A 24,791-nucleotide genomic window follows, 5' to 3' on the forward strand; every position below is an offset into this window, starting at 1 on the left:
ACAGTCATCAACAGACACAGGCTGTATGAGGACTGACGACGGGAGGGCGGCATGGCAACGATTCACATCGGTATTTCCGGCTGGGGCTACGCTCCGTGGCGCGGGGATTTCTACCCGAAGGGACTGACCCAGAAGCGCGAACTGCAATTCGCATCACGGGCGGTCAACAGCATCGAAATCAATGGATCGTTCTACGCCCTGCAACGGCCCGAACGTTATGCGCAGTGGTACAGCGAAACGCCGGACGACTTCGTGTTCAGCGTCAAGGCGCCGCGCTTCATCACTCACGTGCGCCGCTTGCGCGAGATCGAGAAACCACTGGCGAATTTCTTCGCCTCCGGGGTGCTGGAGCTCAAGGAAAAGCTCGGGCCGATCCTCTGGCAGTTTCCGCCGAACTTCAAATTCGACCCCGAGCGCTTCGAACACTTCCTCTCATTGTTGCCCCACGATACCGAGGCGGCCGCCGCCCTCGCCCGCCAGCACGACGCGCACCTGCATGGCCACGCCAGCCTGAAAGCCTGGCGCAAAAAACCGCTGCGCCATGCCGTCGAAATTCGCAACGACAGCTTCATTGATCCCGACTTCGTGCGCTTGTTGAAACGCTACAACACCGCCCTGGTGATCGCCGACACCGCCGGCAAATGGCCGTATCGCGAAGACCTTACCAGCGACTTCGTCTACCTGCGCCTGCATGGCGCCGAAGAGCTGTACGCCAGCGGCTACAGCGAATCGGCGCTGCAGAACTGGGCCAAACGCATCGACGCCTGGCACCACGGTCAGCAGCCTGGCGATGCGCATCTGATCGCGCCGCGCCTCAAGCCTCGGGCGCGCAAGTCCCGCGAAGTATTCTGCTATTTCGACAACGACATCAAAGTCCGCGCGCCCTACGACGCGCGCCGTTTGCTCCACTGTTTTGAACTGGATAAAACACTCGCCACCGCCCCCGGCGAACCCGCTGCCGAAGGGGTGCTGACATGAGTACTCCAGAACCGGTCGGGTTCACCGACGAGCAGACCCGTGTCGAAGCCTCGGTGCGCCGTTTCACCGTGCTGACGGTCAACACCCACAAGGGTTTCACCGCACTCAATAGACGTTTCATCCTCCCGGAGTTGCGCGAAGCCGTACGCAGCGTGGCCGCCGACGTGGTGTTTCTGCAAGAAGTCCACGGCACCCATGAACATCATCCCAAGCGCTACAGCAACTGGCCGACGATGCCGCAGTACGAGTTCCTCGCCGACAGCCTGTGGCCGCAATTCGCCTATGGACGCAACGCGGTGTACCCGGAGGGCGATCACGGCAATGCGCTGCTGTCGAAATTCCAGATCATCCGCCACGACAACCTCGATGTTTCGATCAGCGGCCATGAGAACCGTGGCGTGTTGCATTGCGTGCTGCGCCTGCCGGGCGATGGCGTCGAGGTGCATGCGATCTGCGTGCATCTGGGCCTGCGCGAAAGCCATCGCAATGCGCAACTGAAGCTGCTGGGCGAGCGCATCGCGCAACTGCCGGCTGATGCCCCCGTGATCGTCGCCGGTGACTTCAATGACTGGCGCCAGCGCGCCGATGCGCTGCTCGAGCCCTGCGGCCTGCGCGAAGTGTTCGCCGAACATCACGGCAAACCGGCGCGCAGTTTTCCGGCACGTCTGCCGATCCTGCGCCTGGACCGCATCTACGTACGTAACCTCAAGGCCAGCCAGCCAAACGTGTTGACAACACGGCCTTGGTCACACCTTTCCGACCACGCCCCGTTATCGGTGGAGATCGAACTATGAGCAGCGCACCGCTGGAGAAATCCGCCGTGGAACCGATCAGCATCAACCCGCCGGTACGCGAGCCCGGACCTGTCGATGTCGAGTACAACTGGCAGGGCAACAACCGTGTCGAGTTGCTGGAAAACGGCGAGGAATATTTCCCTCGGGTGTTCGACGCCATGCGTGCGGCGAAGAGTGAAATCCTGCTGGAGACCTTCATCGTTTTCGAAGACAAGGTCGGCGCAGAGTTACAGCAGATCCTGATCGACGCCGCCCGGCGCGGCGTGCGCACCACCGTCAGCCTCGACGGTTTCGGCTGTGGTGAGTTGACCACCGGTTATCTCGCGGCATTGAGCGACGCCGGCGTGCACCTGCAGATGTTTGATCCGGCGCCCAAACACCTGGGTTTTCGCACCAACTGGTTCCGCCGTCTGCACCGCAAAATTGTAGTAGTCGACGGACTGATCGCGTTCATTGGCGGGATCAACTTTTCCGGCGATCACCTGGCCGACTTCGGCCCCGAAGCGAAACAGGATTACGCGGTGCAGGTTCAAGGGCCGGCGGTCGCTGACATCCATCATTTCGCCCTACTGCAAAGCGGTCGGCCGGGCCGCGCACGCTTCTGGTGGCAACGTCGGCGCCAGCGTCGGGCAGACATGGCTTTCAACGATCACGACGGTCAGGTGCGCCTGGTGTTTCGTGACAACGATCAGCACCACACCGACATCGAAGACGTGTACTTGCACGCATTGCGCCGGGCCAAACGCCGGGTGGTGATCGCCAACGCCTACTTCTTCCCCGGCTACCGCCTGCTGCGCGAGCTCCGCAACGCGGCGCGCCGTGGCGTCGAGGTGCGCCTGATCCTGCAAGGTCAACCGGACATGCTGGTGGCCAAACTGGCGGCGCGCATGACCTACGACTACCTGCTCAAGGCCGGGGTGCAGATCCACGAATATTGCCAGCGCCCGCTGCACGGCAAAGTCGCCTTGGTGGATGAGGAATGGAGCACGGTCGGTTCGAGCAATCTCGACCCGCTGAGCCTGTCACTGAACCTGGAAGCCAACGTGCTGATCCGCGATCGCACGTTCAATCAGCACTTGTTCCAGCGTCTCGAAGACCTGAGCCACAACCACTGCAAGGCGATGGACCCGAGCAAGGTGCCACGCGGACGGATCTGGCACATGACCGTGGGGTTTCTGGTGTTCCACTTCCTGCGGCATTTCCCGGCGATGGCCGGTTGGCTGCCGGCGCACAAACCACGGCTCAAGCCGTTTCGGGGGCACATGTCATGAGCCATTCCCCAGCGCAAGCAGCGCCCGCCGTGCATTCTCGATGGAGTCGCTGGAAACGCCCACTGACGCTGCTGTTCTTCCTCGCGTTGATCGTGTTGCTGACGATGTTTGCCACCCGCATCGAATGGGCGGAAGTGCTGCAGACCCTGGCCGACTTCAAGGTGCGCACACTGCTCATCGCCGCCGGCGTGACCCTGTTGAGTTTTCTCACCTACGCCAGCTTCGACCTGATCGGGCGCACCTACATCCGCCAGGACCTGACCTGGAAACAGATCCTCCCGGTGGGGATCATCAGCTATGCGTTCAACCTCAACCTCAGCGCCTGGGTCGGCGGGATCGCCATGCGCTATCGGCTGTATTCGCGCCTGGGGGTGAGCAAAAGCAACATCGCCAAGATTCTCGGTTTGAGCCTGGCCACCAACTGGTTCGGCTACATGACGATTGCCGGCGTGGTGTTCAGCAGCGGCCTGGTGAGCATGCCGCCGGGCTGGAAAATCAGCAGCGATGCGTTGCAGGGTATTGGCGTGCTGTTGCTGCTGCTGAGTGCCGGTTACCTCGCCGCGTGCCAGTTCTCCAAGCGCCGCGAGTGGTCGATTCGCGGGGTGGAAATCAACCTGCCGTCCCTGCGCATGGCCGTTCTGCAACTGCTGCTGGGGGCGCTGAACTGGTCGCTGATGGCGGCGGTGATTTTCACCTTGCTACCGGGCAAGCTGGATTATCCATTGGTGCTTGGCGTGCTGTTGATCAGTGCGATTGCCGGGGTCATCACCCACATTCCGGCGGGGCTTGGAGTGTTGGAAGCGGTGTTCGTCGCGCTGCTGCAGCACGAAGTTTCGCGGGGCAGTCTGGTGGCGGGATTGCTGGCGTATCGGGCGATTTATTTTCTTTTGCCGTTGTTGATCACCGTGGTGATGTACCTGCTGGTCGAGGCCAAGGCGAAGGCGTTGCGGATCGAGAAGACGCCCTCCTGAGTTTTTGGTAATGGCTTGCTCGCGAAGGTATCCGAAAAGACAAAACACACTATGTGGACTGAATAATGCTCAACCGCTCACCCACCACCATCTCGGTAATCCAGTCCACCAGAATCGAGGTGTAGGCCTGCTGCGAAACCGGGTCGCTCAGCGCATGGTCAGCACCGTCGATGATCCGGTGCGTCAGCGAATGCGTCTGCTGACACGCGGCGCGGTAACTCATGATCGTGGCGTGGGGCACGTAGTCGTCGGTTTCCGATTCCACCAACAACACATCCCCGGTGAACTGCGAACAGGCGTGCAAGGCGCGGTTACTGTCGGCACGCACCAGCGTCGCCCGATAGTCACGCAGATCAGCCTTGTCCAGATCCCGCTTGGGTGTATGCCATTGCTCGTCGCGATACAGCGCCGGCACTCGCAGCGCCAGCCAGCGCACCGGGCGCAGCGAGGTGAGAATCGACGCGAGATAGCCGCCATAACTGGTGCCGACTACCGCAATCGCCGAAGTGTCGAGCGCCGGATGCGCCAACAGGCGATCGTAGGCCGCGAGCAAGTCACGCAGGTTATCTTCGCGCGTCACCCGGGTCAGCGGAATGCCGGTGCCACCGGTGTGTCCGCGCAGGTCGAAGGTCAGGCACACACAACCCAGCCCGGCGATGCCCTTGGCGCGCTCCAGATCACGCTCCTGGCTGCCACCCCAGCCGTGCACAAACAACACGCCGGGGACTTTCGATTTGGGACTGAGAAACGTCCCGCTCATCTGTTCGTCATCAATGTCGATCTGAATGCTTTCGCTTCTAGCCGTCATAGGATTTGACCGTTACGTATTTGAGGAGAAAGTCGCTGTTCTCGGCCGGGCCGCGATAGATTTCGATGGCGTCCGCCGGCAGGCTTTGATCACCGTAGGTTTCTACGGTCGACACACGGATCGCCCGCATCTGCGGAGCGTTGACAAAGCTCTGCAGCGCGGCCAGTTCAGCGCTGCTGGCACCGCCCATGCGCCAGGATTGTTCGAGCACACCGCTGCGCGGTTTGCCATTGCTGTCCAGGCCTTGAGCGATGTCGTAGTTGCGCCGCGAGGCGTAGAAATCTGGATAAGCCTCATCCGCCGCCCGGTCGAAAATCTGGGCCTGCTTGATGGCCAGTCGCACGTCATCCGGCAAGTCCAACGCCAGCAGATCTTCGTAGCCGCCCTGCACTACCAACAGATTCGAACCACCATATACGTCTTCGCCATGGGCATCCTTGGTCAAGTATTGATCACCGCAGTAGCTCAGCACCTTGCCGCCGATGAATGACTGACCGACGCTGTGGGTGACGACCTTGCTCAAGTCCTGCTCCAGCACCACGCCATCGCGGAACAACGCTGCTGCATCCACTCGAGCGAGGACCTCGTCGAACGCGTCGAGGCTGTTGATAACTTCCTGACCGCGACCGGCACAGGCGTGAATCGGCTTGAGGCGAATGGGGCCGCTGTACAGCAGGTGTTCGGCGGCGGGCCGCGCGTCCTCCAGGGCAAACACGGTCAAGCCATCGAGCACCACGTCGCGCACACGCTCGCAGAACTGCGGCGCCCAGCCTTGCGGCGCGTAGGCCAGATGGCTGCGCAGGCCGTGACTGATGGCTTTGGTGCAGATGAAATCGTGTTCGACGAATCCGCCCCATAAATCATCCGCGCTTTTGATGCCCAAGGCCTGTGCCTGTCCGGCGCCGACAATGGTTTGCGTCGGCACCCAGTACAGATCACGACCGCGGTGTTTTTCCGGGTCGTAGCTGCCAGCAAATCTGAGCCCGAGAATCTGCGCCAGCCAACGGGCCAGCGCCTTGTTGGTCTGCACTTCATGGTGTGGCGCGCCAGCGCGCACCGAGTGCGCGACGACGATTTTTCTGCCTGGCGTCGGGGTCATGCGTCCCCCTTGCAGCGATGGGTGAATGGAGTGATGAACGGTGCAGAGATCAGGCCAATCGGGGGGCTGTGGAAAACTTCGGCAGATCAAATGCTTGCCGAAAACGTGATGGCATCACGCCCGTTTCAATCTGCACGACCGGGCGTCAGGATCCGGTAATTTGCACGATTTCAGCAGCCCCAGATTTCAATGCGGGTGGGGGCTTGCTTCCACAGGTCATGGCGTGTCTGGACTATCCCGAGACACCAAACCGCGCCCGATAATCACTTGGCGTCAGTCCGGTGATTTTCTTGAAGATCGCGCGAAACGCGCCGGGGTCCTGATAGCCCACAGTCCATGCAATGTGATCGATAGTGCCGTTGCTGTATTCCAGCAACTCTCGTGCCTTGCCGACCCGCAGATGCTGGCAATACTCGGTCGGTTTCAACCCGGTCGCCGCACGGAAGCGCCGCAAAAATGTGCGCTCCTCCAGGCCTGCCCGCTCTGCCATCGAGGTCAGCGAAACATCAGTGGCGCCGGTGCTCTGCAGCCAATGCTGAACCTTGAGAATCGCCGCGTCGCCATGACTGAGGATCGGTGCAAAATTGCTCCCGCAGGCACTGGCGCTGTCGCTGTGCTCCATCACCAGAAAGCGCGCGGTGCCGCTGGCGATGCTCGGCCCGAGCAGCCGGTCGACCAGGCGCAAGCCCAGTTCCGACCAGGCCATCAGCCCGGCGGTGGTGATCAAGTCGCCGTCATCGACAATCGGCGTATCCGCCTTGAGCCGGATGTTCGGATAACGCTCGGCAAACGCCTTGGCCGAGGTCCAGTGCGTGGTGGCGCTACGCCCGTCGAGCAGACCGCTTTCGGCCAGCAGCATCGACCCCACACAGACACCGCCGAGGGTTGCACCACGGGCATGCTGATCACGTAGCCATTGCAACCATTGCGCTGAAACGCTGGCCGCAGAAAAGCTGCCGAGGGACGGTGGAATCAGCACTGCCAGCAAATGACTGTCAGCGCCGGGATGACTGTCGTACACCCGCTGCGGCGTCTGCTCGGCGTCGGCTTTCCAGTGACTGACGCGCAGCACCGGTAACTGCGCCGCCTGACGCTCGGCAGCGATCCGGTTGGCGACCGCAAACAGATCGTTCAGCCCATGCACCGCCGCCAGTTGCACGCCCGGGTACATCAGTACGCCCAGTTCCACCGTGGCGGCCCTTTCTGCGCCCATGTCAGTTTTCCCCTGCTTATTGTCGGTCCGGCCAATCCTCGAAACGTCGGCCAGCGCCAATACTGAATCCACTTCCAGCCCATGCATCGAGGACACACCATGACCAGACAAGCGCTCATCGTAGTCGATATCCAGAACGACTACTTCCCCCAAGGCAAGTGGCCGCTGGTGGGGGCTGAAGCCGCCGCCGACAACGCCGCACGGCTGCTCGCCGCGTTCCGCGAAGCGGGCGATCCGGTGGTGCACATTCGCCACGAATTCACTTCGGCCGACGCGCCGTTTTTTACCCCGGGCTCGGACGGCGCAAAACTGCATCCCAAAGTACTCAATCGTCCGGACGAACCGGTGGTCCTCAAGCACTTCGTCAATTCGTTCCGGGAGACCGAGTTGCAATCGATTCTCGATGAACAAGGCATCAGGGATCTGGTGATTGTCGGCAGCATGAGCCACATGTGCATCGACGGCATCGCCCGTGCGGCAGCGGACCTGGGCTACGGCGTCACGGTAATCCACGACGCCTGCGCCTGCCGTGACCTGGAATTCAACGGGGTCACGGTGCCTGCCGCTCAGGTCCACGCGGCATTCATGTCGGCACTGGGTTTCGCTTACGCCAGCGTGGTCTCGGCGGAGGAGTTTCTGGGGCGCTGATCCATCACGACACACCCGGTAAAAACTTGCGCCCGCCACGTTGCGGGCGTTTTTTCGTCTGTCATGAAAATCTCACGCGTGAGCCATTGATGGCACTCTGAATTGGTTGTAGTGTGGCTCACGCGTGAGATGTTCATAACGGAGTCATTGCCATGAAAAGCCGCTCCCCCACTGTTGCGTCAGAGAGCCCAAAGGGAGAGCGCTCGAAATCGTCCGCGAAAAAACCGTCGAGCTTCTACATGAAGCAGATGCGCGCGGGCCTGGCTGCCGCCGGTTATGTGAAACACGAAACTTGGGTGCTTCCGGAAAACCGAAGCTTGCTCAAGCAGATGGAGCAACAGCTACGCCAACCGATTCTGGCTGGCTCATTCATGTCGGAGAATTACATGAGCGCAGGCAACAACTGGAACATCGATAGCCTCTTCAACGCCCTCAAGGCACTGGACGAGGTGGCTTCGCACGAGATCACGCTGTCTCTGATCCAGAGCTCCGAACCCAGCATCAAGCTGGAAATGAACGAATTCGGCGGTCTGCCGATTCACATCGCCGTGGCCGGTCAGCAGATCATCGTCGACACCGTGCTGGTGGACATCGATTCGATCACTGACGTGCGCGCCTTCAACGACGCCGTGCTGCGCAGCCGGGAAATGTTCCCGCTGTCATCGATCGGCATCGAGTCGATGCCCAATGGTCAGACCGTTTACAACATGTTTGGCGCTCTCAGCGCCGACTCGAGCCTGACCAACGTCGTCACCGAGGTGAAAACCCTGGTCGACAACGTGCAGCGCGCGAGCGAAGCCTTCGAACACTTCTTCAAGTAATCAACAGGGAATATCCAATGACTCAGTCCATCTGGAGCAAGTTGTTCACCGCTCTGCGCGGCGGCGCCAATGAAGTCGGCGAAGCGATCGTCGACCAGCAGGCCCTGCGCATCCTCGATCAGGAGATCCGCGACGCTGACACCGCGCTGTCGAACGCGCGCCGCGAGCTGGTCACCATCATGGCCAAGCACAAGCTGGCCGCCGACCGCGTGAGCGAGTACGACGCCAAGATCAAGGACCTGGAAGCCAAGGCGGTTGCCGCGCTGAACGCCGGCCGCGAAGACCTGGCCATGGAAGTGGCCGAAGCGATTTCGACCCTGACCAACGATCTGACCGCCGAGAAAGCCCAGAGCGACGAGTTCGGCACCTACGCCGAAAACATGCGCAAGGACATTACCAAGGCCGAGTCGCGGATCAAGAGCCTGCGCCAGCAAGTGGACATGGCCAAGGCCCGTGAAAGCGTGCAGAAGGCGCAGGTCAGCGCGTCCATCGCCAGCGGCGGCGCCAACGGCAAACTGGAAACCGCCGTCGGCACGCTGAACCGTCTGCAGGCCAAGCAGCAGCAACGCGCTGCCGAGCTGAGCGCCGCCGACGAACTGGCCGACGCTTCGACCGGCAACGACCTGGAGCGCAAACTGCGCGACGCCGGCATCACGCCGAACGAAGGCAGCGCCAATGCGATTCTTGAGCGGCTGAAACAGAAGTCCGCGCAGTAAAATCGCTCTCCTGTAGGAGCTGCCGCAGGCTGCGATCTTTTGATCTTCAATCCAGATCAAAAGATCGCAGCCTGCGGCAGCTCCTACAGGTTTTTTGCACCCGGAATATTTGCATTGTGCCTGCTCGTTCGTCGCCCGGCCCGGTACACTAGCGACGTTTTTTTTACCGACGAATACCTCCACCCGCCTCAAGGAATGTACCCATGGGATGGTTAAAAGATTTGCTGGGCACCAGCAACTGGCAGCCGGCTGCGCCCGCTCCGGTAGCCGGCGGCCCACTCGGAATGGCACAGGGCAAAGGCGTGCGATTCGATTCGACCCTGGCCTTGCTGCTTGATGGCAGCACCTCAGTGCAGGTTCCGGCGGCAGAGGCAATCTGGAGCGCTGGCTGGATCGACCTTGGCCAATCCAACAAACTGCATCGCTACTACCTCAACAACGAGGATTTCTGGCTGCAGATCCACGTCACCGGTGACGACCAGATCGAGTCGGTCACCCTGTTCAACTACCTCAACTACGTGACCGTCAACAGTGACGCCGAGCTCCAGCGCCTGGCCGGTCCTGCAAGCCCGATTGGCCTGCCGGCCTACACCCACGACGGCGTCCAGTACAGCCGCGAATGGGGCACCGAACTGGGCCAGACCGAACTGGTCCCGCTGACCGAACACGTGGTCAATCCGGACGAGAGTTACACCATCGAACACCACTCCATGCTTTATGCGCGCGAGACCGGCCTGACCGATCGCCGCGAATTGCTGCTGTTCTCCGTCGAACAGGACGAAGAAGGCACCGTCAGCCTGAGCACCTCGCTGGGCATTTCGCTGTACACGACTGATCTGAGCACCATTTAAAAAGGAAGTTTTCCATGCTGGAAGTGCTGGCCGTTTCCCTGAACAAGACCGCGCTGGTCGGTTTCGTCGTCTACCTGATCGGCGCTGTGCTGCTGTTCATGCTGTTTCAGTTCGTCTACACGCGCATCACGCCCCACAAAGAATTCGAGCTGATCCGCTCCGGCAACATCGCTGCCGCGATCGCCCTGTCCGGCGCGATCATCGGTTTTGCGATTCCGGCCAGCAATGTCATCGCGTTTTCGGTCAACGTCCTCGATTTCGTGCTGTGGGCAGTGATTGCGGCGGGGGTGCAATTGCTCGCATTCCTCGCCACCGGCCTGGTTCTCAAAGGCACCTCCAGGCGAATCGCCAACGGTGAAATCGCTTCGGGTATCTACGTGGCCGCAGTGGCCATCAGTGTCGGCATGCTCAATGCCGCGTGCATGACCCCGTCCAACTGATCGGCAGGAAGCCTTCGATGAAACGCAGCAAGTACGTTCAACTGTCCCTCGCCGCTTCGGTGGCGCTGGCGATTTCCGGCGAGGTTGCCGCGCAGGATCAGCAACGCTTTCAATCGGTCGAGGAGTGCGTCGGCGCCGAAGTGGCGGCCGATGTCTGCTCCAACGCCTACGTCGCAGCATTGACCGAGCACCGACGCATTGCCCCGGCCTATGCCGACAAGGACAAGTGCGACGCTGACTTCGCTGCCGACTGGTGCCAGAAAAACTCTGACGGCCGGTTCGTGCCCAAACTCGGCGGTTTCAAGGTACCGCAGAACGGCGAGCCCCCGCAGGACCTGAATGCGCTTGCCAATGCGCAGATGCCTGCCGGTGAAGCAGCGGCTGCGCAGAACGCGCAAAGCACTTCCCACGCCTCTGGTGGCGGCGGCAACGGCTGGCTCACGGGCTGGCTGATCGGCAATGCGATGAGCAACAACGCCAACCGCACCGTTTACCGCGATCGCGACACGCGTCAGACCTACAACACCTCGACGCAGTACCGCAAAATCGAATCGGCGCCGCGCAGTCAACCGGACTACGAGAGCAGCAAAAGCAAACCGGTGAACGTCGCCTCGTCGACCTCCCGTGGCGGCTTCGGCAGCCAGTCTTCCGCTCGCAGCGGTTGGGGTGGCTGGGGCAGCAGTTCCGGACGCTCGAGCAGCTGACCATGAAGAAGATCCACTGCGCCGAGCGCCCCGACTGGAAACAGACAGCCGAAAGCCTCGGCTTTCTGTTCCACACCATCGACGACGAGCCGTACTGGGACGAAAGCGCCTACTACCAGTTCACGCTCGCGCAGATCGAAAACGATCTGGAGGACCCGACCACCGAACTGCATGAGATGTGCATGGATCTGGTCGACCGCGTGGTGCACAGCGAAGAGCTGCTGGATCGCCTGAGCATCCCGGCGTCGTACTACGACATGATTCGTACTTCCTGGCTGGAAGGTCATCCGCATCTGTACGGACGCATGGACTTTTCCTACAGCGGCAATGGCCCTGCCAAACTGCTGGAGCTCAACTACGACACGCCGACCAGCCTCTATGAGGCGGCGGCGTTTCAGTGGGGTTGGCTGGAGCAATGCATCGAGCGCGGAATGTTGCCGCGCCACGCCGACCAGTTCAACAGCATCGATACCAGGCTGCATCAGGCGTTTGCCGAGTTGCAGCTCAAGCGTCCGTTCTACTTCGCCTCGATGAAAGACTCGGTCGAGGACAAAGGCACGACCGACTACCTGCGCCTGATCGCGGAAAAGGTCGGCATCGAATCCCGGCACATCGACATCGAAGACATCGGCCTGACCGCCGAGGGTCGCTTCGTTGACCTTGAGGATCGCTGGATCCCGCACCTGTTCAAACTGCACGCCTGGGAGTTCATCTTCCACGAGCCGTTCGGCGCGGCGATTGCCGAGTGCGATACACAGTTTTTCGAACCGGCGTGGAAGTCGATCCTGTCGAACAAAGGCGCGCTGCCGCTGCTGTGGGAACTCCACCAGGGCCACCCGAACCTGCTGGCGGCGCACCTTGATCCGAATCCGGCCAGTGCGGTGCCCAAGGGTTGGGTGCGCAAACCGTACTTCTCCCGCGAAGGCGCCAATATCGAACTGCACACGGCAGAAGGTCTGATCGTCAAAGAAGACGGGCCCTACACCGATGCGCCATTCATCCTGCAGGAATTTGCGCCATTGCCGAAGTTCGACGACAGCTACACGCTGGTCGGCTCCTGGGTGATTGGTGATCAGGCGGCGGGGATCGGCGTGCGGGAGGACAATAGTCTGATTACCAAGGATTCGAGCCGGTTTCTGCCGCACCTGATCCTCGACTGAGGCATGCATCCGCGCCCACAAAAAAGGCCCGTCGTTTTGAACGACGGGCCTTTTTTATCCAGCGTGGATGCAACATCCAATCAGAACGGAATATCGTCATCGAAGCTGTCGAAATCCGGAGCCGGTTGCGGTGCAGCCTGCTGTGGAGCCGGGGCTGGACGCTGTTGCGGAGCCGATTGCTGCGGACGCGGAGCCTGCTGACGTGGCGCCTGCTGCTGATAGTTGTTGCCACCGCCTTGCTGGTCGCCCTGTTGTGGACGGCCGCCGAGCAGTTGCATGGTGCCTTGCATGTCGACCACGATTTCAGTGGTGTAGCGCTTGATACCGTCTTTTTCCCATTCGCGGGTCTGCAGCTTGCCTTCGATGTACACCTGCGAACCTTTACGCAGGTATTCGCCGGCGATTTCCGCAACCTTGCCGAACATCGAAACACGGTGCCACTCGGTCTTCTCGACCTTCTGACCGGTTTGCTTGTCGGTCCACTGTTCGCTGGTTGCCAGACTCAGGTTGGTCACGGCGTTACCGTTAGGCAGGTAGCGAACTTCGGGATCCTGGCCGCAAGTGCCGACCAATATGACTTTGTTAACCCCACGGGCCATAACGTTCTCCTAGGCTTCGCAAGCAGCCCCGGCCGGGTTGTTCACCAGGCGTTCGAGGGTGTCGCGATCCACTAATTCTTTGTCCAGTTTGATGTAAACAGCTGCTTCATCAGCAACTATCACTGCATCTGTTACCCCTACGAGGGCCTTGAGGCGCTCGACCAGACCCGCTTCACGGATCGCCTCGGGCGACAACGGCAAGCGCAGGCTCGTCACATAGGGTGGTTCGCGCATGGTAACAGCAAAGGCCAGCCAGATGGCAGCCAGACCGGCACATCCAAGGAACACAACCGACAGACCGCCATGCTGAAACAGCCAGCCGCCGAGTATCCCGCCGAGTGCCGAACCGAGGAATTGGCTGGTGGAATACACGCCCATCGCCGTGCCCTTCCCGCCTGCCGGTGAAACCTTGCTGATCAGCGACGGCAGCGAAGCCTCCAGCAGGTTGAACGCGGTGAAGAATACCACCGTGCCGATCACCAGCGCCCGCAAGCTGTCACCGAACTGCCAGAAGAATAGCTCAGTGAGCATCAGCGTCAGGACGGCGCCGAGCAAGATTCGTTTCATTTTGCGTTTCTTCTCGCCGTAGATGATGAACGGAATCATGGCGAAGAAAGAGATCAGCAGCGCGGTGAGATAGACCCACCAGTGCTGCTCCTTGGGCAACCCGGCTTTTTCCACCAGTGCCAGCGGCAAGGCAACGAAGCTGGACATCAACATGGCATGTAACACAAAGATGCCGAGGTCCAGGCGCAACAGATCCGGATGCTTGAGTGTCGGCATCAAGGCCTGACGCGCCACGCCGGATTCACGATGGCTCAGCGGCCCGGTGGATTTCGGCACCATGAACATAATGATCAGGATGCCCACCAGCGCCATGCCGCCGGTGGCGAGAAACAGTCCGGACAGGCCAAAGGCCCGGGTCAACAACGGCCCGACCACCATCGCCACGGCGAACGACAGACCGATGGTCATGCCAATCATGGCCATGGCTTTGGTGCGGTGTTGTTCACGGGTCAGGTCGGAAAGCAACGCCATCACCGCCGCAGAAATCGCCCCGGCCCCCTGCAGGATACGTCCGGCGATCACGCCCCAGATCGAATCGGCCTGAGCCGCCAGCACACTGCCGAGGGCGAAAACGATCAGCCCGAGGAAAATCACCGGACGCCGGCCGATGCGGTCGGAAATGATCCCGAACGGAATCTGGAAAATCGCCTGGGTCAGGCCGTAAGCGCCAATCGCCAGCCCGATCAGGGCCGGGGTCGCTCCCGCCAGGTCCATGCCGTAGGTCGCCAGGACCGGCAACACCATGAACATGCCAAGCATACGGAAGGCGAACACCAGGGCCAGGCCGCTCGCTGCGCGGGTCTCGCTGCCACTCATGCGTTCGCTGTGGGGATCGTGCATGGAAAAACCTCGTGTGAACCGGCGGCGATTCTACCAGTCCCATCGAAAGACGGGGTATATCGCGACGCTATGACGCGTATAGATGAAACTCTCTTCATGCAAGGCAAAAAACCCTTCATTTGATAGTGTGCATCCATCCAGTATTTGCCCGTATACTCCTACGTTTTCGACGCCCGCCGAGCGAGGCCACTTTGGACAAGATCCTGATACGTGGGGCCCGTACCCACAACCTGAAGAACATCGACCTGACCCTGCCACGGGACAAACTGATCGTCATCACCGGCCTGTCCGGATCCGGCAAGTCGTCCCTGGCCTTCGACACGCTGTACGCCGAAGGTCAGCGCCGCTATGTCGAATCCCTGTCGGCCTACGCCCGACAGTTCCTGTCGATGATGGAAAAACCCGACGTCGACACCATTGAAGGTTTGTCGCCAGCCATCTCCATCGAGCAGAAGTCGACCTCGCACAACCCGCGCTCCACGGTCGGCACCATCACCGAAATCTACGATTACCTGCGTTTGCTGTATGCACGCGTCGGTACGCCACGCTGCCCGGATCACGACATTCCGCTGGAAGCACAGACCGTCAGCCAGATGGTTGACCTGGTGCTGGCGCAGCCGGAAGGCAGCAAGCTGATGTTGCTGGCGCCGGTTGTTCGCGAACGCAAAGGTGAACACCTGTCGGTGTTCGAAGAGCTGCGCGCCCAAGGCTTCGTCCGGGCGCGGGTCAATGGCCGCATCTGCGAGCTCGACGAGCTGCCGAAACTGGACAAACAGAAGAAGCACTCGATCGATGTCATCGTCGACCGTTTCAAGGTCCGTGCCGACCTGCAGCAGCGTCTGGCCGAATCGTTCGAAACCGCTCTCAAGCTGGCGGACGGCATTGCCCTGGTGGCGCCGATGGACGATGAGCCGGGCGAAGAGATGATCTTCTCTGCGCGTTTTGCCTGCCCGATCTGCGGCCACGCGATCAGCGAGCTCGAGCCGAAGCTGTTCTCTTTCAACAACCCGGCTGGCGCCTGCCCGACCTGTGATGGTCTGGGTGTGAAACAGTTCTTCGACATCAAGCGCCTGGTCAACGGTGAACTGACCCTGGCCGAGGGCGCGATTCGCGGCTGGGACCGGCGCAACGTCTATTACTTCCAGATGCTCGGCTCACTGGCCTCGCACTACAAGTTCAGTCTTGAGAAGCCATTCAACGAGCTGACCGCCGAACAGCAGAAGCACATCCTGCACGGCAGCGGCTCACAGAATGTCGACTTCAAGTACCTCAACGACCGCGGCGACATCGTCAAACGTTCGCATCCGTTCGAAGGCATCGTGCCGAACCTTGAGCGCCGCTACCGCGAAACCGAATCGGCCAGCGTCCGCGAAGAGTTGGCCAAGTTCCTCAGCACCCAGGCCTGCCCGGATTGCCGTGGCACCCGTCTGCGTCGTGAAGCGCGACACGTTTGGGTCGGCGAGAAAACCCTGCCGGCGGTGACCAACCTGCCGATCGGCGATGCCTGCGAGTACTTCGGCGAGCTGAAGATGACCGGCCGGCGTGGCGAGATCGCCGACAAGATCCTCAAGGAAATCCGCGAGCGCCTGCAGTTTCTGGTCAACGTCGGCCTCGACTATCTGTCCCTCGACCGCAGCGCTGACACATTGTCCGGCGGCGAGGCACAGCGGATTCGTCTGGCCAGCCAGATCGGCGCCGGTCTGGTCGGAGTGCTGTACATCCTCGACGAACCCTCCATCGGCTTGCACCAGCGCGATAACGACCGCTTGCTCGGCACCCTCAAGCACCTGCGCGATATCGGCAACACGGTGATTGTGGTCGAACACGATGAAGACGCGATTCGCCTGGCCGACTATGTAGTGGATATCGGCCCGGGTGCCGGCGTGCATGGCGGGCAGATCGTGGCGGAAGGAACGCCCGCCGAAGTCATGGCGCACCCGGACTCGTTGACCGGTAAATACCTGTCGGGCCGGGTGAAGATCGAAGTACCGGCCAAACGCACGCCGCGCAACAAGAAGCTGACGCTGTCGCTCAAAGGCGCGCGCGGCAACAACCTGCGCAATGTCGATCTGGAAATTCCGATCGGCCTGCTGACCTGCGTGACCGGCGTTTCCGGCTCCGGCAAATCCACGCTGATCAACAACACGCTGTTCCCGTTGAGCGCTACTGCACTCAACGGTGCCACCACGCTGGAAGCGGCCGCGCACGACAGCATCAAGGGCCTGGAGCATCTCGACAAGGTCGTCGATATCGACCAGAGCCCGATCGGCCGCACGCCGCGCTCCAACCCGGCGACCTACACCGGGCTGTTCACCCCCATCCGCGAACTGTTTGCCGGTGTGCCCGAATCGCGCTCCCGTGGTTACGGCCCTGGGCGTTTCTCGTTCAACGTCAAGGGCGGGCGCTGCGAGGCCTGTCAGGGCGATGGTCTGATCAAGGTCGAAATGCACTTTCTGCCGGATATCTACGTGCCGTGCGATGTGTGCAAGAGCAAGCGCTACAACCGCGAAACCCTTGAGATCAAATACAAGGGCAAGAGCATCCACGAAACCCTCGAGATGACTATCGAGGAGGCACGGGAGTTCTTCGACGCGGTGCCTGCGCTGGCGCGCAAGCTGCAGACGTTGATGGATGTGGGCCTGTCGTACATCAAGCTCGGGCAGTCTGCGACCACGCTGTCCGGTGGTGAAGCACAACGGGTCAAGCTGTCACGCGAGCTGTCCAAGCGCGACACCGGCAAAACTCTGTATATCCTCGATGAGCCGACCACCGGCCTGCACTTCGCGGATATCCAGCAATTGCTCGACGTGCTGCATCGCTTGCGCGACCACGGCAATACCGTAGTGGTGATCGAGCACAACCTGGACGTGATCAAGACCGCCGACTGGCTGGTGGATCTGGGGCCGGAGGGCGGCTCCAAGGGTGGTCAGATCATCGCCACCGGTACGCCGGAGGAAGTGGCCGAGATGAAGCAATCTCACACCGGTCATTACCTCAAGCCATTGCTGATTCGCGATCGGGCCTGATCTCCGGGCATGAAAAAGCCCCTGTCACTTCAACCGTGACAGGGGCTTTTTTGTATCTGGCAATCAGGTGTGGGATTGCAGGTAATTCTCGAGACCGATGAGTTTGATCAGTCCCAACTGCTTTTCCAGCCAGTAGGTGTGATCTTCTTCAGTGTCGTTGAGCTGAACACGCAGGATCTCGCGACTGACGTAATCCTTGTGCTGCTCGCACAACTCAATGCCTTTGCACAGAGCGGCGCGAACTTTGTACTCGAGACGCAGATCGGCTTCGAGCATCTCCGGAACGGTAGTACCGACGTCGAGATCGTCCGGGCGCATGCGCGGCGTGCCTTCGAGCATCAGGATCCGGCGCATCAGTGCGTCGGCGTGACCGGCTTCTTCTTCCATCTCATGGTTGATTCGTTCGTAGAGCTTGGTGAAACCCCAGTCCTCATACATCCGCGAGTGAACAAAATATTGGTCACGCGCGGCCAATTCGCCGGTCAGCAACGTGTTGAGGTAATCGATAACATCTGGGTGGCCTTGCATCGCCCTACATCTCCCTGCTTGAAAGTCGGTAGTTTGAACCAAGCCGACCGGAAGGTCACCCGTTTTGCGCAATAAAAGCGAAGATGTTCTGAGAAAAGCTGGCGAAATAACGCAAAAACCGCCCTCAATGAGGGCGGTTCTGCTTCTCGTTTAGACTTCGTTAAGCTGTACGTCGAGCAGCTTTGCGATTGCTTCTCCATACGCCGGATCGGCTTTGAAGAAATGCTGCAACTGACGGTCAACCACGTCGGGTGAAACACCGCTCATGGCGCCGGCGATGTTGCTGACCAGAAGCGCTTTCTGTTCGTCATTCATCAATCGGAACAACGCACCCGCATGGCTGTAGTAATCGCTGTCCTCGCGATGATCGTAACGATCTGCCGGACCGCTCAAGGCCAACGAAGGCTCAGCGTAACGCGGCGCCTGCTTCGGTGATTCCACGTAGCTGTTGGGCTCGTAGTTAGGCGCTGCACCACCGTTGCTGCCGAACGCCATCGAGCCGTCGCGCTGGTAGGTATTGACCGGGCTGCGCGGCGCATTCACCGGCAATTGCTGGTGGTTGGTGCCGACGCGATAGCGGTGTGCATCGGCGTAAGCGAATACGCGACCTTGCAGCATGCGATCCGGCGACAGACCAACACCTGGCACCATATTGCTTGGACCGAATGCGGCTTGCTCGACTTCTGCGAAGTAGTTCAGCGGGTTGCGGTTCAGTTCCAGTTCGCCGACTTCTATCAGCGGGAACTCCTTCTGCGACCACGTCTTGGTCACGTCGAACGGGTTCTCGTAATGCGCTGCAGCTTGAGCCTCAGTCATGATCTGAATGCACACGCGCCATTTCGGGAAGTCACCACGCTCGATGGCCTCGAACAGGTCACGCTGAGCGTAATCCGGGTCGGTACCCGCGAGACGCGCGGCCTCGGCCGGCGCGAGGTTTTTGATCCCTTGCCGGGTCTTGTAGTGCCATTTCACCCAGTGACGCTCGCCTCGAGCGTTGATCAGGCTGTAGGTGTGGCTGCCAAAGCCATGCATATGACGATAGCCGTCGGGAATCCCACGATCCGAAAACAGAATGGTCACTTGGTGCAGCGCTTCAGGCGAATGCGACCAGAAGTCCCACATCATTTGCGCGCTTTTCAGGTTGCTCTGCGGCAGACGCTTCTGGGTGTGGATAAAGTCAGGAAACTTCAGCGGGTCACGAATGAAGAACACCGGAGTGTTGTTGCCAACGATGTCCCAGTTGCCTTCTTCGGTGTAGAACTTCAGGGCGAAACCACGTGGATCACGCTCGGTGTCAGCCGAGCCGCGTTCACCGCCTACAGTGGAGAAGCGCAGGAATGTTGGGGTTTGCTTGCCCACGGACTCAAACAGTTTGGCACTGGTGTATTCAGTGATATCGCGAGTGACGGTGAACGTACCGTAAGCACCTGAGCCCTTGGCGTGCACACGACGCTCAGGAATGTTTTCACGGTTGAAGTGGGCAAGTTTCTCGATCAGGTGAAAATCGTCGAGCAGCAGCGGGCCACGAGGGCCGGCGGAGCGAGAATTCTGGTTATCAGCGACAGGTGCGCCACTGGCGGTCGTAAGCGTTTTGAACTGGCTCATACGGTGTTCTTCCTCTGTCAGTCTTGAAACTGCCGGCTAATCGGCTTGCTGGGAAGTATTGATCATCGATGTAACACCTACAAATTCATTAATCTGTAGTCATCGATAGATAATTACTAATTATGTTTCCCAACACATAGTGACAACAGAACAATGTCAGAAGCTTGTACGAACAGCGCATTTTCTTGCGGGCACAAAAAACCGGGCACTAGGCCCGGTTTTTCGTTTCAGACTGACGTCTTACTCGGCGGATACAGCTTCGCCAGCAGTAGCACGATCAACCAACTCGACGTACGCCATAGGCGCGTTGTCGCCAGCGCGGAAACCGCACTTGAGGATGCGCAGGTAGCCACCCTCACGGGTAGCGTAACGCTTGCCCAGGTCGTTGAAGAGCTTACCAACGATAGCTTTCGAACGAGTACGGTCGAAAGCCAGACGGCGGTTAGCCAGGCTGTCTGTCTTGGCCAGAGTGATCAGCGGCTCGGCAACGCGGCGCAGTTCTTTGGCTTTTGGCAGAGTAGTCTTGATCAGCTCGTGCTCGAACAACGACACCGCCATGTTCTGGAACATGGCCTTGCGGTGCGAGCTGGTGCGGCTCAGGTGACGCCCACTTTTACGATGACGCATGGTTCATTCCTTACCAAACACTACGTTCGGTGATTACGACGATCAGGCAGTCGCCTTGTCGTCCTTCTTAAGACTTGCAGGCGGCCAGTTGTCGAGGCGCATGCCGAGGGACAGACCGCGGGAGGCCAGAACGTCCTTGATTTCAGTCAAGGATTTCTTGCCCAGGTTCGGAGTCTTCAACAGCTCTACTTCGGTACGCTGAATCAGGTCGCCGATGTAGTAGATGTTTTCCGCCTTAAGGCAGTTAGCCGAACGTACAGTCAGTTCCAGATCGTCAACCGGGCGAAGCAGGATCGGATCGATCTCGTCTTCCTGCTCGACAACCACTGGCTCACTGTCACCTTTGAGGTCGACGAACGCAGCCAACTGCTGTTGCAGGATGGTTGCAGCGCGGCGGATAGCCTCTTCAGGATCCAGAGTACCGTTGGTTTCCAGATCAATAACCAGCTTGTCCAGGTTGGTACGCTGCTCGACACGGGCGTTTTCCACCACGTATGCGATACGGCGAACCGGGCTGAACGAAGAGTCGAGCTGCAAGCGACCAATGCTGCGGCTTTCGTCTTCATCGCTCTGACGCGAGTCGGCTGGTTCATAACCACGACCACGAGCTACGGTGAGCTTCATGTTCAGGGCGCCGTTAGACGCCAGGTTAGCGATTACGTGATCGGGGTTAACGATCTCGACATCATGATCCAGCTGAATATCGGCAGCGGTAACCACCCCCGAACCCTTCTTCGACAAGGTCAGCGTAACTTCGTCACGACCGTGCAGCTTGATGGCCAGACCTTTAAGGTTCAACAGGATTTCAATTACGTCTTCCTGTACACCTTCGATGGCGCTGTACTCGTGGAGCACACCGTCAATCTCGGCCTCGACTACTGCGCAGCCGGGCATTGAGGACAACAGGATGCGGCGCAGCGCGTTGCCCAGGGTGTGGCCAAAACCACGCTCGAGAGGCTCGAGAGTGATCTTGGCGCGGGTTGGACTGACAACCTGCACATCAATGTGGCGGGGTGTCAGGAACTCATTTACCGAAATCTGCATGGATGCACCTATTTTCTAGCCCTTACTTGGAGTAGAGCTCGACAATCAGGCTTTCGTTGATGTCGGCGGACAGATCACTGCGAGCAGGAACGTTCTTGAAAACGCCCGACTTCTTCTCAGTGTCTACTTCTACCCATTCTACGCGGCCACGTTGGGCACACAGATCGAGAGCTTGGACAATGCGAAGTTGGTTTTTTGCTTTCTCGCGAACTGCGACCACGTCACCAGCACGAACCTGATACGACGGAACGTTTACGGTCTGACCGTTAACGCTGATCGACTTGTGCGATACCAGCTGACGGGATTCGGCACGAGTCGAACCAAAGCCCATACGGTATACAACGTTGTCCAGACGGCATTCGAGCAGTTGCAGCAGGTTTTCACCGGTTGCACCTTTCTTGCCAGCCGCTTCTTTGTAGTAGCCGCTGAACTGACGCTCGAGAACGCCGTAGATACGACGGACCTTCTGCTTTTCACGCAGTTGGGTGCCGTAGTCGGACTGGCGACCGCGGCGTTGGCCGTGGATACCAGGTGCTGCTTCAATGTTGCACTTCGATTCGATCGCGCGCACGCCGCTCTTCAGGAAGAGATCGGTGCCTTCGCGACGAGCGAGTTTGCATTTTGGACCAATGTAACGAGCCATTCTTTACAATCTCCTGGATTACACGCGGCGCTTCTTCGGCGGACGGCACCCGTTGTGCGGGATTGGCGTCACGTCGGTGATGCTGGCGATCTTGTAGCCACAGCCGTTCAAAGCGCGGACTGCGGATTCACGACCTGGACCTGGACCCTTGACGTTAACGTCGAGGTTTTTCAGGCCGTATTCCAGCGCAGCTTGACCAGCACGCTCAGCAGCTACTTGAGCAGCGAACGGGGTGGACTTGCGGGAACCGCGGAAACCCGAACCACCGGAGGTAGCCCAGGAAAGAGCGTTACCTTGACGGTCGGTAATGGTCACGATGGTGTTGTTAAAAGAAGCATGGATGTGGGCGATGCCATCAACCACTGTCTTTTTAACTTTTTTACGAGGACGAGCAGCAGGTTTTGCCATGATTAAATTCCTGTCGATTCGCTGGGGCGATTACTTGCGGATCGGCTTACGCGGACCTTTACGGGTACGCGCGTTGGTCTTGGTACGCTGACCGCGTACTGGAAGACCGCGACGATGACGCAGACCGCGATAGCAACCGAGGTCCATCAAGCGCTTGATTTTCATGTTGATTTCGCGACGCAGGTCACCTTCAGTGGTGAACTTCGCCACTTCGCCACGCAGCTGTTCAATTTGCTCGTCGCTCAGATCTTTGATCTTTGCTGCTGGGTTTACCCCAGTGTCTGCACAGATTTTCTGCGCAGTAGTGCGACCGACACCATAGATGTAGGTCAGCGAGATAACAGTATGCTTGTTATCTGGAATGTTAACGCCTGCAATACGGGCCATTCAGTGGGACTCCAATTGACAGCTACCTACGCCCCGGAAGCCAAGAAATAGGGCGCGAGATAATATCGCTGTAATAACAAATAATCAACCCGGCAGCGCACTAGCTGCCGGGCTTGAAGCACAATCACACTCAGCCTTGGCGCTGTTTGTGACGCGGTTCCGCGCTGCAAATTACTCGAACAACACCTTCGCGGCGAATAATCTTGCAGTTACGGCACAGCTTTTTCACCGATGCACGAACTTTCATCACCAACTCCTCGAACCTTATGGGTACTCAGCGCAACATGCCGCTGCCGTAACCCTTCAGGTTGGCTTTCTTCATCAGGGATTCGTACTGGTGCGAAACGAGGTGCGATTGTACTTGGGACATGAAGTCCATCACAACCACGACCACGATCAGCAACGAGGTCCCGCCAAGGTAGAACGGAACGTTTGCTGCAACCACCAGGAACTGGGGCAACAGGCACACGGCCGTCATGTAAAGAGCACCGAACATGGTCAAGCGAGTCAGAACGCCATCAATATAGCGCGCAGACTGCTCACCTGGACGGATGCCCGGAATAAAGGCACCGGACTTCTTCAGGTTTTCCGCTACGTCTTTCGGATTGAACATCAACGCCGTATAGAAGAAGCAGAAGAAAATAATCCCTGCACTAAACAGCAGAATATTCAACGGCTGACCAGGAGCGATCGACTGCGAGATGTCCTGCAACCAGCCCATACCTTCAGACTGACCAAACCAGGCACCCAACGAAGCCGGGAACAGCAGAATGCTGCTCGCGAAAATAGCCGGAATAACACCGGCCATGTTCACCTTCAACGGCAAGTGGCTTGTCTGCGCAGCAAAAACCTTGCGGCCCTGCTGACGCTTGGCGTAGTGAACAGCGATACGACGCTGACCACGCTCAATGAACACCACGAAACCGATAATCGCTACTGCCAGCAAACCGATGGCAACCAGGGCGAAGATATTGATATCACCCTGACGCGCAGACTCGAAAGACTGCCCGATTGCTCTCGGAAGACCGGCGACGATACCCGAAAAAATCAACATCGAGATACCGTTGCCTACACCACGCTCAGTAATCTGCTCACCCAGCCACATCATGAACATCGCACCAGCCACAAAAGTGGATACCGCGACGAAATGGAAGCCAAAGTCACCAGTGAACGCAACGCCCTGCCCCGCCAGGCCAATGGACATGCCAATAGCCTGAACGAGAGCGAGGACGACGGTGCCGTAGCGGGTGTACTGGCTGATCTTGCGACGGCCAGCTTCACCTTCCTTCTTCAACTGCTCCAGCTGCGGGCTGACGGCGGTCATCAGTTGCATGATGATCGATGCCGAAATGTACGGCATGATCCCCAGTGCAAAGATGCTCATCCGTTCCAGCGCGCCGCCGGAGAACATGTTGAACAAGCTAAGAATGGTCCCCTCATTCTGTCGAAACAGGTCTGCGAGTCGGTCCGGGTTGATACCTGGAACCGGGATGTGTGCGCCTATTCGGTAGACGATAATCGCCAGGAACAGAAAACGCAGACGAGCCCAGAGTTCAGACATACCGCCTTTGCCGAGCGCAGAGAGAGCACCTTGCTTAGCCATTTATTCCTCGAACTTGCCGCCAGCTGCTTCGATAGCCGCACGCGCACCTTTGGTGGCGCCGATTCCCTTGCCGATAGTGACAGCGCGAGTCACTTCACCGGACAGCATGATTTTCACACGCTGTACGTTGACGTTGATCACGTTGGCATCTTTCAGGGACTGCACGGTGACGATGTCGCCTTCCACTTTGGCCAGCTCGGACAGACGCACTTCTGCGCGGTCCATGGCTTTCAGGGAAACGAAACCGAACTTCGGCAGGCGACGATGCAGCGGCTGTTGACCGCCTTCAAAGCCTGGAGCAATGGTGCCACCGGAGCGGGAGGTTTGACCTTTGTGACCACGGCCACCAGTCTTACCCAAACCACTACCGATACCACGGCCCGGACGATGCTTTTCGCGACGGGAACCCGGCGCTGGACTCAGATCATTGAGTTTCATCG

27 protein-coding genes are annotated in these 24,791 nt (G+C 59.2%); 12 read left to right on the forward strand and 15 right to left on the reverse strand.

Going from position 1 to position 24,791, the window contains the following annotated elements:
• Nucleotides 1-51 precede the first annotated feature (51 nt).
• Genes L6D63_RS11830 through L6D63_RS11845 form a run of 4 tightly spaced genes read left to right on the forward strand, consistent with a single transcriptional unit; the run spans nucleotide 52 to nucleotide 4,014 of the window.
• On the forward strand, nucleotides 52-978 hold the full coding sequence (locus L6D63_RS11830; protein WP_131671516.1) for a DUF72 domain-containing protein: 927 nt from the start codon (nucleotides 52-54) through the stop codon (nucleotides 976-978).
• Nucleotides 975-1,772 carry an endonuclease/exonuclease/phosphatase family protein gene (locus L6D63_RS11835; protein WP_131671515.1) on the forward strand — a complete coding sequence of 266 codons (798 nt, stop codon included), beginning with the start codon at nucleotides 975-977 and terminating at the stop codon, nucleotides 1,770-1,772. Before L6D63_RS11830 ends, L6D63_RS11835 begins: the two co-directional genes overlap by 4 nt.
• Nucleotides 1,769-3,043 (forward strand): cardiolipin synthase ClsB, encoded by a 1,275-nt coding sequence (clsB, locus tag L6D63_RS11840; RefSeq protein ID WP_131671514.1) that lies wholly within the window; start codon nucleotides 1,769-1,771, stop codon nucleotides 3,041-3,043. Before L6D63_RS11835 ends, clsB begins: the two co-directional genes overlap by 4 nt.
• Complete coding sequence (locus L6D63_RS11845) at nucleotides 3,040-4,014, forward strand: lysylphosphatidylglycerol synthase domain-containing protein (protein WP_131671513.1); 975 nt, start codon at nucleotides 3,040-3,042, stop codon at nucleotides 4,012-4,014. The genes clsB and L6D63_RS11845 overlap by 4 nt, the downstream gene beginning before the upstream one ends.
• A 49-nt stretch (nucleotides 4,015-4,063) precedes the next feature.
• Here the strand turns inward: L6D63_RS11845 and L6D63_RS11850 are convergent, their stop codons facing one another.
• The 3 genes from L6D63_RS11850 to L6D63_RS11860 form a co-directional block, all read right to left on the reverse strand.
• Entirely contained in the window at nucleotides 4,064-4,822 is a 759-nt protein-coding gene (locus tag L6D63_RS11850; protein ID WP_047296890.1) for an alpha/beta hydrolase family protein, read from the reverse strand.
• Nucleotides 4,812-5,921: a DUF3182 family protein gene (locus L6D63_RS11855; protein WP_047296891.1), complete on the reverse strand. Its 1,110-nt coding sequence runs from the start codon at nucleotides 5,919-5,921 to the stop codon at nucleotides 4,812-4,814. The genes L6D63_RS11850 and L6D63_RS11855 overlap by 11 nt, the downstream gene beginning before the upstream one ends.
• Before the next feature lie 232 nt (nucleotides 5,922-6,153).
• A complete protein-coding gene (locus tag L6D63_RS11860) occupies nucleotides 6,154-7,134 on the reverse strand; it encodes a GlxA family transcriptional regulator (RefSeq protein ID WP_047296929.1) in 981 nt (326 codons plus the stop codon).
• A 99-nt stretch (nucleotides 7,135-7,233) separates the two neighbouring features.
• On the opposite strand from L6D63_RS11860, the gene L6D63_RS11865 reads away from it, so the two are divergent.
• From L6D63_RS11865 to L6D63_RS11895, 7 genes are all read left to right on the forward strand, one after another.
• Nucleotides 7,234-7,782, forward strand: coding sequence for a cysteine hydrolase family protein (locus L6D63_RS11865; RefSeq protein ID WP_047296893.1), 549 nt, complete (start codon nucleotides 7,234-7,236; stop codon nucleotides 7,780-7,782).
• Between the two features lie 152 nt (nucleotides 7,783-7,934).
• The gene (locus L6D63_RS11870) at nucleotides 7,935-8,603 is read left to right on the forward strand and encodes a YjfI family protein (protein WP_047296896.1); all 669 of its coding nucleotides are present in this window, start codon (nucleotides 7,935-7,937) and stop codon (nucleotides 8,601-8,603) included.
• A 17-nt stretch (nucleotides 8,604-8,620) separates the two neighbouring features.
• Complete coding sequence (locus L6D63_RS11875; protein WP_041074459.1) at nucleotides 8,621-9,319, forward strand: PspA/IM30 family protein; 699 nt, start codon at nucleotides 8,621-8,623, stop codon at nucleotides 9,317-9,319.
• 203 nt (nucleotides 9,320-9,522) lie between these two features.
• Nucleotides 9,523-10,170 (forward strand): DUF2491 family protein, encoded by a 648-nt coding sequence (locus tag L6D63_RS11880; protein WP_131671512.1) that lies wholly within the window; start codon nucleotides 9,523-9,525, stop codon nucleotides 10,168-10,170.
• Between the two features lie 14 nt (nucleotides 10,171-10,184).
• Complete coding sequence (locus tag L6D63_RS11885) at nucleotides 10,185-10,610, forward strand: DUF350 domain-containing protein (RefSeq protein WP_131671511.1); 426 nt, start codon at nucleotides 10,185-10,187, stop codon at nucleotides 10,608-10,610.
• Nucleotides 10,611-10,627: 17 nt separating this feature from the next.
• On the forward strand, nucleotides 10,628-11,314 hold the full coding sequence (locus L6D63_RS11890) for a DUF1190 domain-containing protein (RefSeq protein WP_131671510.1): 687 nt from the start codon (nucleotides 10,628-10,630) through the stop codon (nucleotides 11,312-11,314).
• Between the two features lie 2 nt (nucleotides 11,315-11,316).
• A complete protein-coding gene (locus tag L6D63_RS11895; RefSeq protein ID WP_131671509.1) occupies nucleotides 11,317-12,474 on the forward strand; it encodes a glutathionylspermidine synthase family protein in 1,158 nt (385 codons plus the stop codon).
• Nucleotides 12,475-12,554: 80 nt separating this feature from the next.
• On the opposite strand, the gene L6D63_RS11900 is transcribed toward L6D63_RS11895, so the two are convergent.
• Both L6D63_RS11900 and L6D63_RS11905 read right to left on the reverse strand, forming a co-directional pair.
• Nucleotides 12,555-13,073 carry a single-stranded DNA-binding protein gene (locus L6D63_RS11900; protein ID WP_007966163.1) on the reverse strand — a complete coding sequence of 173 codons (519 nt, stop codon included), beginning with the start codon at nucleotides 13,071-13,073 and terminating at the stop codon, nucleotides 12,555-12,557.
• A 9-nt stretch (nucleotides 13,074-13,082) separates the two neighbouring features.
• A complete protein-coding gene (locus L6D63_RS11905; RefSeq protein ID WP_095668189.1) occupies nucleotides 13,083-14,480 on the reverse strand; it encodes an MFS transporter in 1,398 nt (465 codons plus the stop codon).
• 191 nt (nucleotides 14,481-14,671) lie between these two features.
• Between L6D63_RS11905 and uvrA the strand changes: the two genes are divergently transcribed.
• Entirely contained in the window at nucleotides 14,672-17,506 is a 2,835-nt protein-coding gene (gene uvrA, locus L6D63_RS11910) for an excinuclease ABC subunit UvrA (protein WP_047296905.1), read from the forward strand.
• A 63-nt stretch (nucleotides 17,507-17,569) separates the two neighbouring features.
• On the opposite strand, the gene bfr is transcribed toward uvrA, so the two are convergent.
• The 10 genes from bfr to rplO all read right to left on the reverse strand — a co-directional run bounded on the left by bfr (nucleotide 17,570) and on the right by rplO (nucleotide 24,789).
• Nucleotides 17,570-18,034, reverse strand: a complete 465-nt coding sequence (bfr, locus tag L6D63_RS11915) for a bacterioferritin (RefSeq protein ID WP_003228714.1) — start codon at nucleotides 18,032-18,034, stop codon at nucleotides 17,570-17,572.
• Nucleotides 18,035-18,184: 150 nt separating this feature from the next.
• A complete protein-coding gene (locus L6D63_RS11920; RefSeq protein ID WP_095668188.1) occupies nucleotides 18,185-19,639 on the reverse strand; it encodes a catalase in 1,455 nt (484 codons plus the stop codon).
• 240 nt (nucleotides 19,640-19,879) lie between these two features.
• Nucleotides 19,880-20,266, reverse strand: coding sequence for a 50S ribosomal protein L17 (gene rplQ / locus L6D63_RS11925; RefSeq protein ID WP_003176402.1), 387 nt, complete (start codon nucleotides 20,264-20,266; stop codon nucleotides 19,880-19,882).
• Nucleotides 20,267-20,308: 42 nt separating this feature from the next.
• Nucleotides 20,309-21,310: a DNA-directed RNA polymerase subunit alpha gene (locus tag L6D63_RS11930; protein WP_003186012.1), complete on the reverse strand. Its 1,002-nt coding sequence runs from the start codon at nucleotides 21,308-21,310 to the stop codon at nucleotides 20,309-20,311.
• A 22-nt stretch (nucleotides 21,311-21,332) separates the two neighbouring features.
• Complete coding sequence (gene rpsD, locus L6D63_RS11935) at nucleotides 21,333-21,953, reverse strand: 30S ribosomal protein S4 (protein ID WP_003176404.1); 621 nt, start codon at nucleotides 21,951-21,953, stop codon at nucleotides 21,333-21,335.
• Nucleotides 21,954-21,971: 18 nt separating this feature from the next.
• The gene (gene rpsK / locus L6D63_RS11940) at nucleotides 21,972-22,361 is read right to left on the reverse strand and encodes a 30S ribosomal protein S11 (RefSeq protein ID WP_002555466.1); all 390 of its coding nucleotides are present in this window, start codon (nucleotides 22,359-22,361) and stop codon (nucleotides 21,972-21,974) included.
• Between the two features lie 30 nt (nucleotides 22,362-22,391).
• A complete protein-coding gene (rpsM, locus tag L6D63_RS11945; RefSeq protein WP_008374135.1) occupies nucleotides 22,392-22,748 on the reverse strand; it encodes a 30S ribosomal protein S13 in 357 nt (118 codons plus the stop codon).
• Between the two features lie 130 nt (nucleotides 22,749-22,878).
• Nucleotides 22,879-22,995 carry a 50S ribosomal protein L36 gene (gene rpmJ / locus L6D63_RS11950; protein ID WP_002555468.1) on the reverse strand — a complete coding sequence of 39 codons (117 nt, stop codon included), beginning with the start codon at nucleotides 22,993-22,995 and terminating at the stop codon, nucleotides 22,879-22,881.
• 27 nt (nucleotides 22,996-23,022) lie between these two features.
• The gene (gene secY, locus L6D63_RS11955; protein ID WP_003228718.1) at nucleotides 23,023-24,351 is read right to left on the reverse strand and encodes a preprotein translocase subunit SecY; all 1,329 of its coding nucleotides are present in this window, start codon (nucleotides 24,349-24,351) and stop codon (nucleotides 23,023-23,025) included.
• Nucleotides 24,352-24,789: a 50S ribosomal protein L15 gene (gene rplO, locus L6D63_RS11960; protein WP_003228720.1), complete on the reverse strand. Its 438-nt coding sequence runs from the start codon at nucleotides 24,787-24,789 to the stop codon at nucleotides 24,352-24,354.
• Nucleotides 24,790-24,791: the final 2 nt, after the last annotated feature.

It is taken from the genome of Pseudomonas parakoreensis (assembly GCF_021602155.1).
GTDB classification, from domain to species: domain Bacteria; phylum Pseudomonadota; class Gammaproteobacteria; order Pseudomonadales; family Pseudomonadaceae; genus Aquipseudomonas; species Aquipseudomonas parakoreensis.

Excerpts from the sequence above, each read along its gene's own strand:
- L6D63_RS11830 (WP_131671516.1), top strand. The coding sequence starts at position 52 with ATGGCAACGATTCACATCGGTATTTCCGGCTGGGGCTACGCTCCGTGG.
- L6D63_RS11835 (WP_131671515.1), top strand. The coding sequence starts at position 975 with ATGAGTACTCCAGAACCGGTCGGGTTCACCGACGAGCAGACCCGTGTC.
- clsB (WP_131671514.1), top strand. The coding sequence starts at position 1,769 with ATGAGCAGCGCACCGCTGGAGAAATCCGCCGTGGAACCGATCAGCATC.
- L6D63_RS11845 (WP_131671513.1), top strand. The coding sequence starts at position 3,040 with ATGAGCCATTCCCCAGCGCAAGCAGCGCCCGCCGTGCATTCTCGATGG.
- L6D63_RS11850 (WP_047296890.1), bottom strand. The coding sequence starts at position 4,822 with ATGACGGCTAGAAGCGAAAGCATTCAGATCGACATTGATGACGAACAG.
- L6D63_RS11855 (WP_047296891.1), bottom strand. The coding sequence starts at position 5,921 with ATGACCCCGACGCCAGGCAGAAAAATCGTCGTCGCGCACTCGGTGCGC.
- L6D63_RS11860 (WP_047296929.1), bottom strand. The coding sequence starts at position 7,134 with ATGGGCGCAGAAAGGGCCGCCACGGTGGAACTGGGCGTACTGATGTAC.
- L6D63_RS11865 (WP_047296893.1), top strand. The coding sequence starts at position 7,234 with ATGACCAGACAAGCGCTCATCGTAGTCGATATCCAGAACGACTACTTC.
- L6D63_RS11870 (WP_047296896.1), top strand. The coding sequence starts at position 7,935 with ATGAAAAGCCGCTCCCCCACTGTTGCGTCAGAGAGCCCAAAGGGAGAG.
- L6D63_RS11875 (WP_041074459.1), top strand. The coding sequence starts at position 8,621 with ATGACTCAGTCCATCTGGAGCAAGTTGTTCACCGCTCTGCGCGGCGGC.
- L6D63_RS11880 (WP_131671512.1), top strand. The coding sequence starts at position 9,523 with ATGGGATGGTTAAAAGATTTGCTGGGCACCAGCAACTGGCAGCCGGCT.
- L6D63_RS11885 (WP_131671511.1), top strand. The coding sequence starts at position 10,185 with ATGCTGGAAGTGCTGGCCGTTTCCCTGAACAAGACCGCGCTGGTCGGT.
- L6D63_RS11890 (WP_131671510.1), top strand. The coding sequence starts at position 10,628 with ATGAAACGCAGCAAGTACGTTCAACTGTCCCTCGCCGCTTCGGTGGCG.
- L6D63_RS11895 (WP_131671509.1), top strand. The coding sequence starts at position 11,317 with ATGAAGAAGATCCACTGCGCCGAGCGCCCCGACTGGAAACAGACAGCC.
- L6D63_RS11900 (WP_007966163.1), bottom strand. The coding sequence starts at position 13,073 with ATGGCCCGTGGGGTTAACAAAGTCATATTGGTCGGCACTTGCGGCCAG.
- L6D63_RS11905 (WP_095668189.1), bottom strand. The coding sequence starts at position 14,480 with ATGCACGATCCCCACAGCGAACGCATGAGTGGCAGCGAGACCCGCGCA.
- bfr (WP_003228714.1), bottom strand. The coding sequence starts at position 18,034 with ATGCAAGGCCACCCAGATGTTATCGATTACCTCAACACGTTGCTGACC.
- L6D63_RS11920 (WP_095668188.1), bottom strand. The coding sequence starts at position 19,639 with ATGAGCCAGTTCAAAACGCTTACGACCGCCAGTGGCGCACCTGTCGCT.
- rplQ (WP_003176402.1), bottom strand. The coding sequence starts at position 20,266 with ATGCGTCATCGTAAAAGTGGGCGTCACCTGAGCCGCACCAGCTCGCAC.
- L6D63_RS11930 (WP_003186012.1), bottom strand. The coding sequence starts at position 21,310 with ATGCAGATTTCGGTAAATGAGTTCCTGACACCCCGCCACATTGATGTG.
- rpsD (WP_003176404.1), bottom strand. The coding sequence starts at position 21,953 with ATGGCTCGTTACATTGGTCCAAAATGCAAACTCGCTCGTCGCGAAGGC.
- rpsK (WP_002555466.1), bottom strand. The coding sequence starts at position 22,361 with ATGGCAAAACCTGCTGCTCGTCCTCGTAAAAAAGTTAAAAAGACAGTG.
- rpsM (WP_008374135.1), bottom strand. The coding sequence starts at position 22,748 with ATGGCCCGTATTGCAGGCGTTAACATTCCAGATAACAAGCATACTGTT.
- rpmJ (WP_002555468.1), bottom strand. The coding sequence starts at position 22,995 with ATGAAAGTTCGTGCATCGGTGAAAAAGCTGTGCCGTAACTGCAAGATT.
- secY (WP_003228718.1), bottom strand. The coding sequence starts at position 24,351 with ATGGCTAAGCAAGGTGCTCTCTCTGCGCTCGGCAAAGGCGGTATGTCT.
- rplO (WP_003228720.1), bottom strand. The coding sequence starts at position 24,789 with ATGAAACTCAATGATCTGAGTCCAGCGCCGGGTTCCCGTCGCGAAAAG.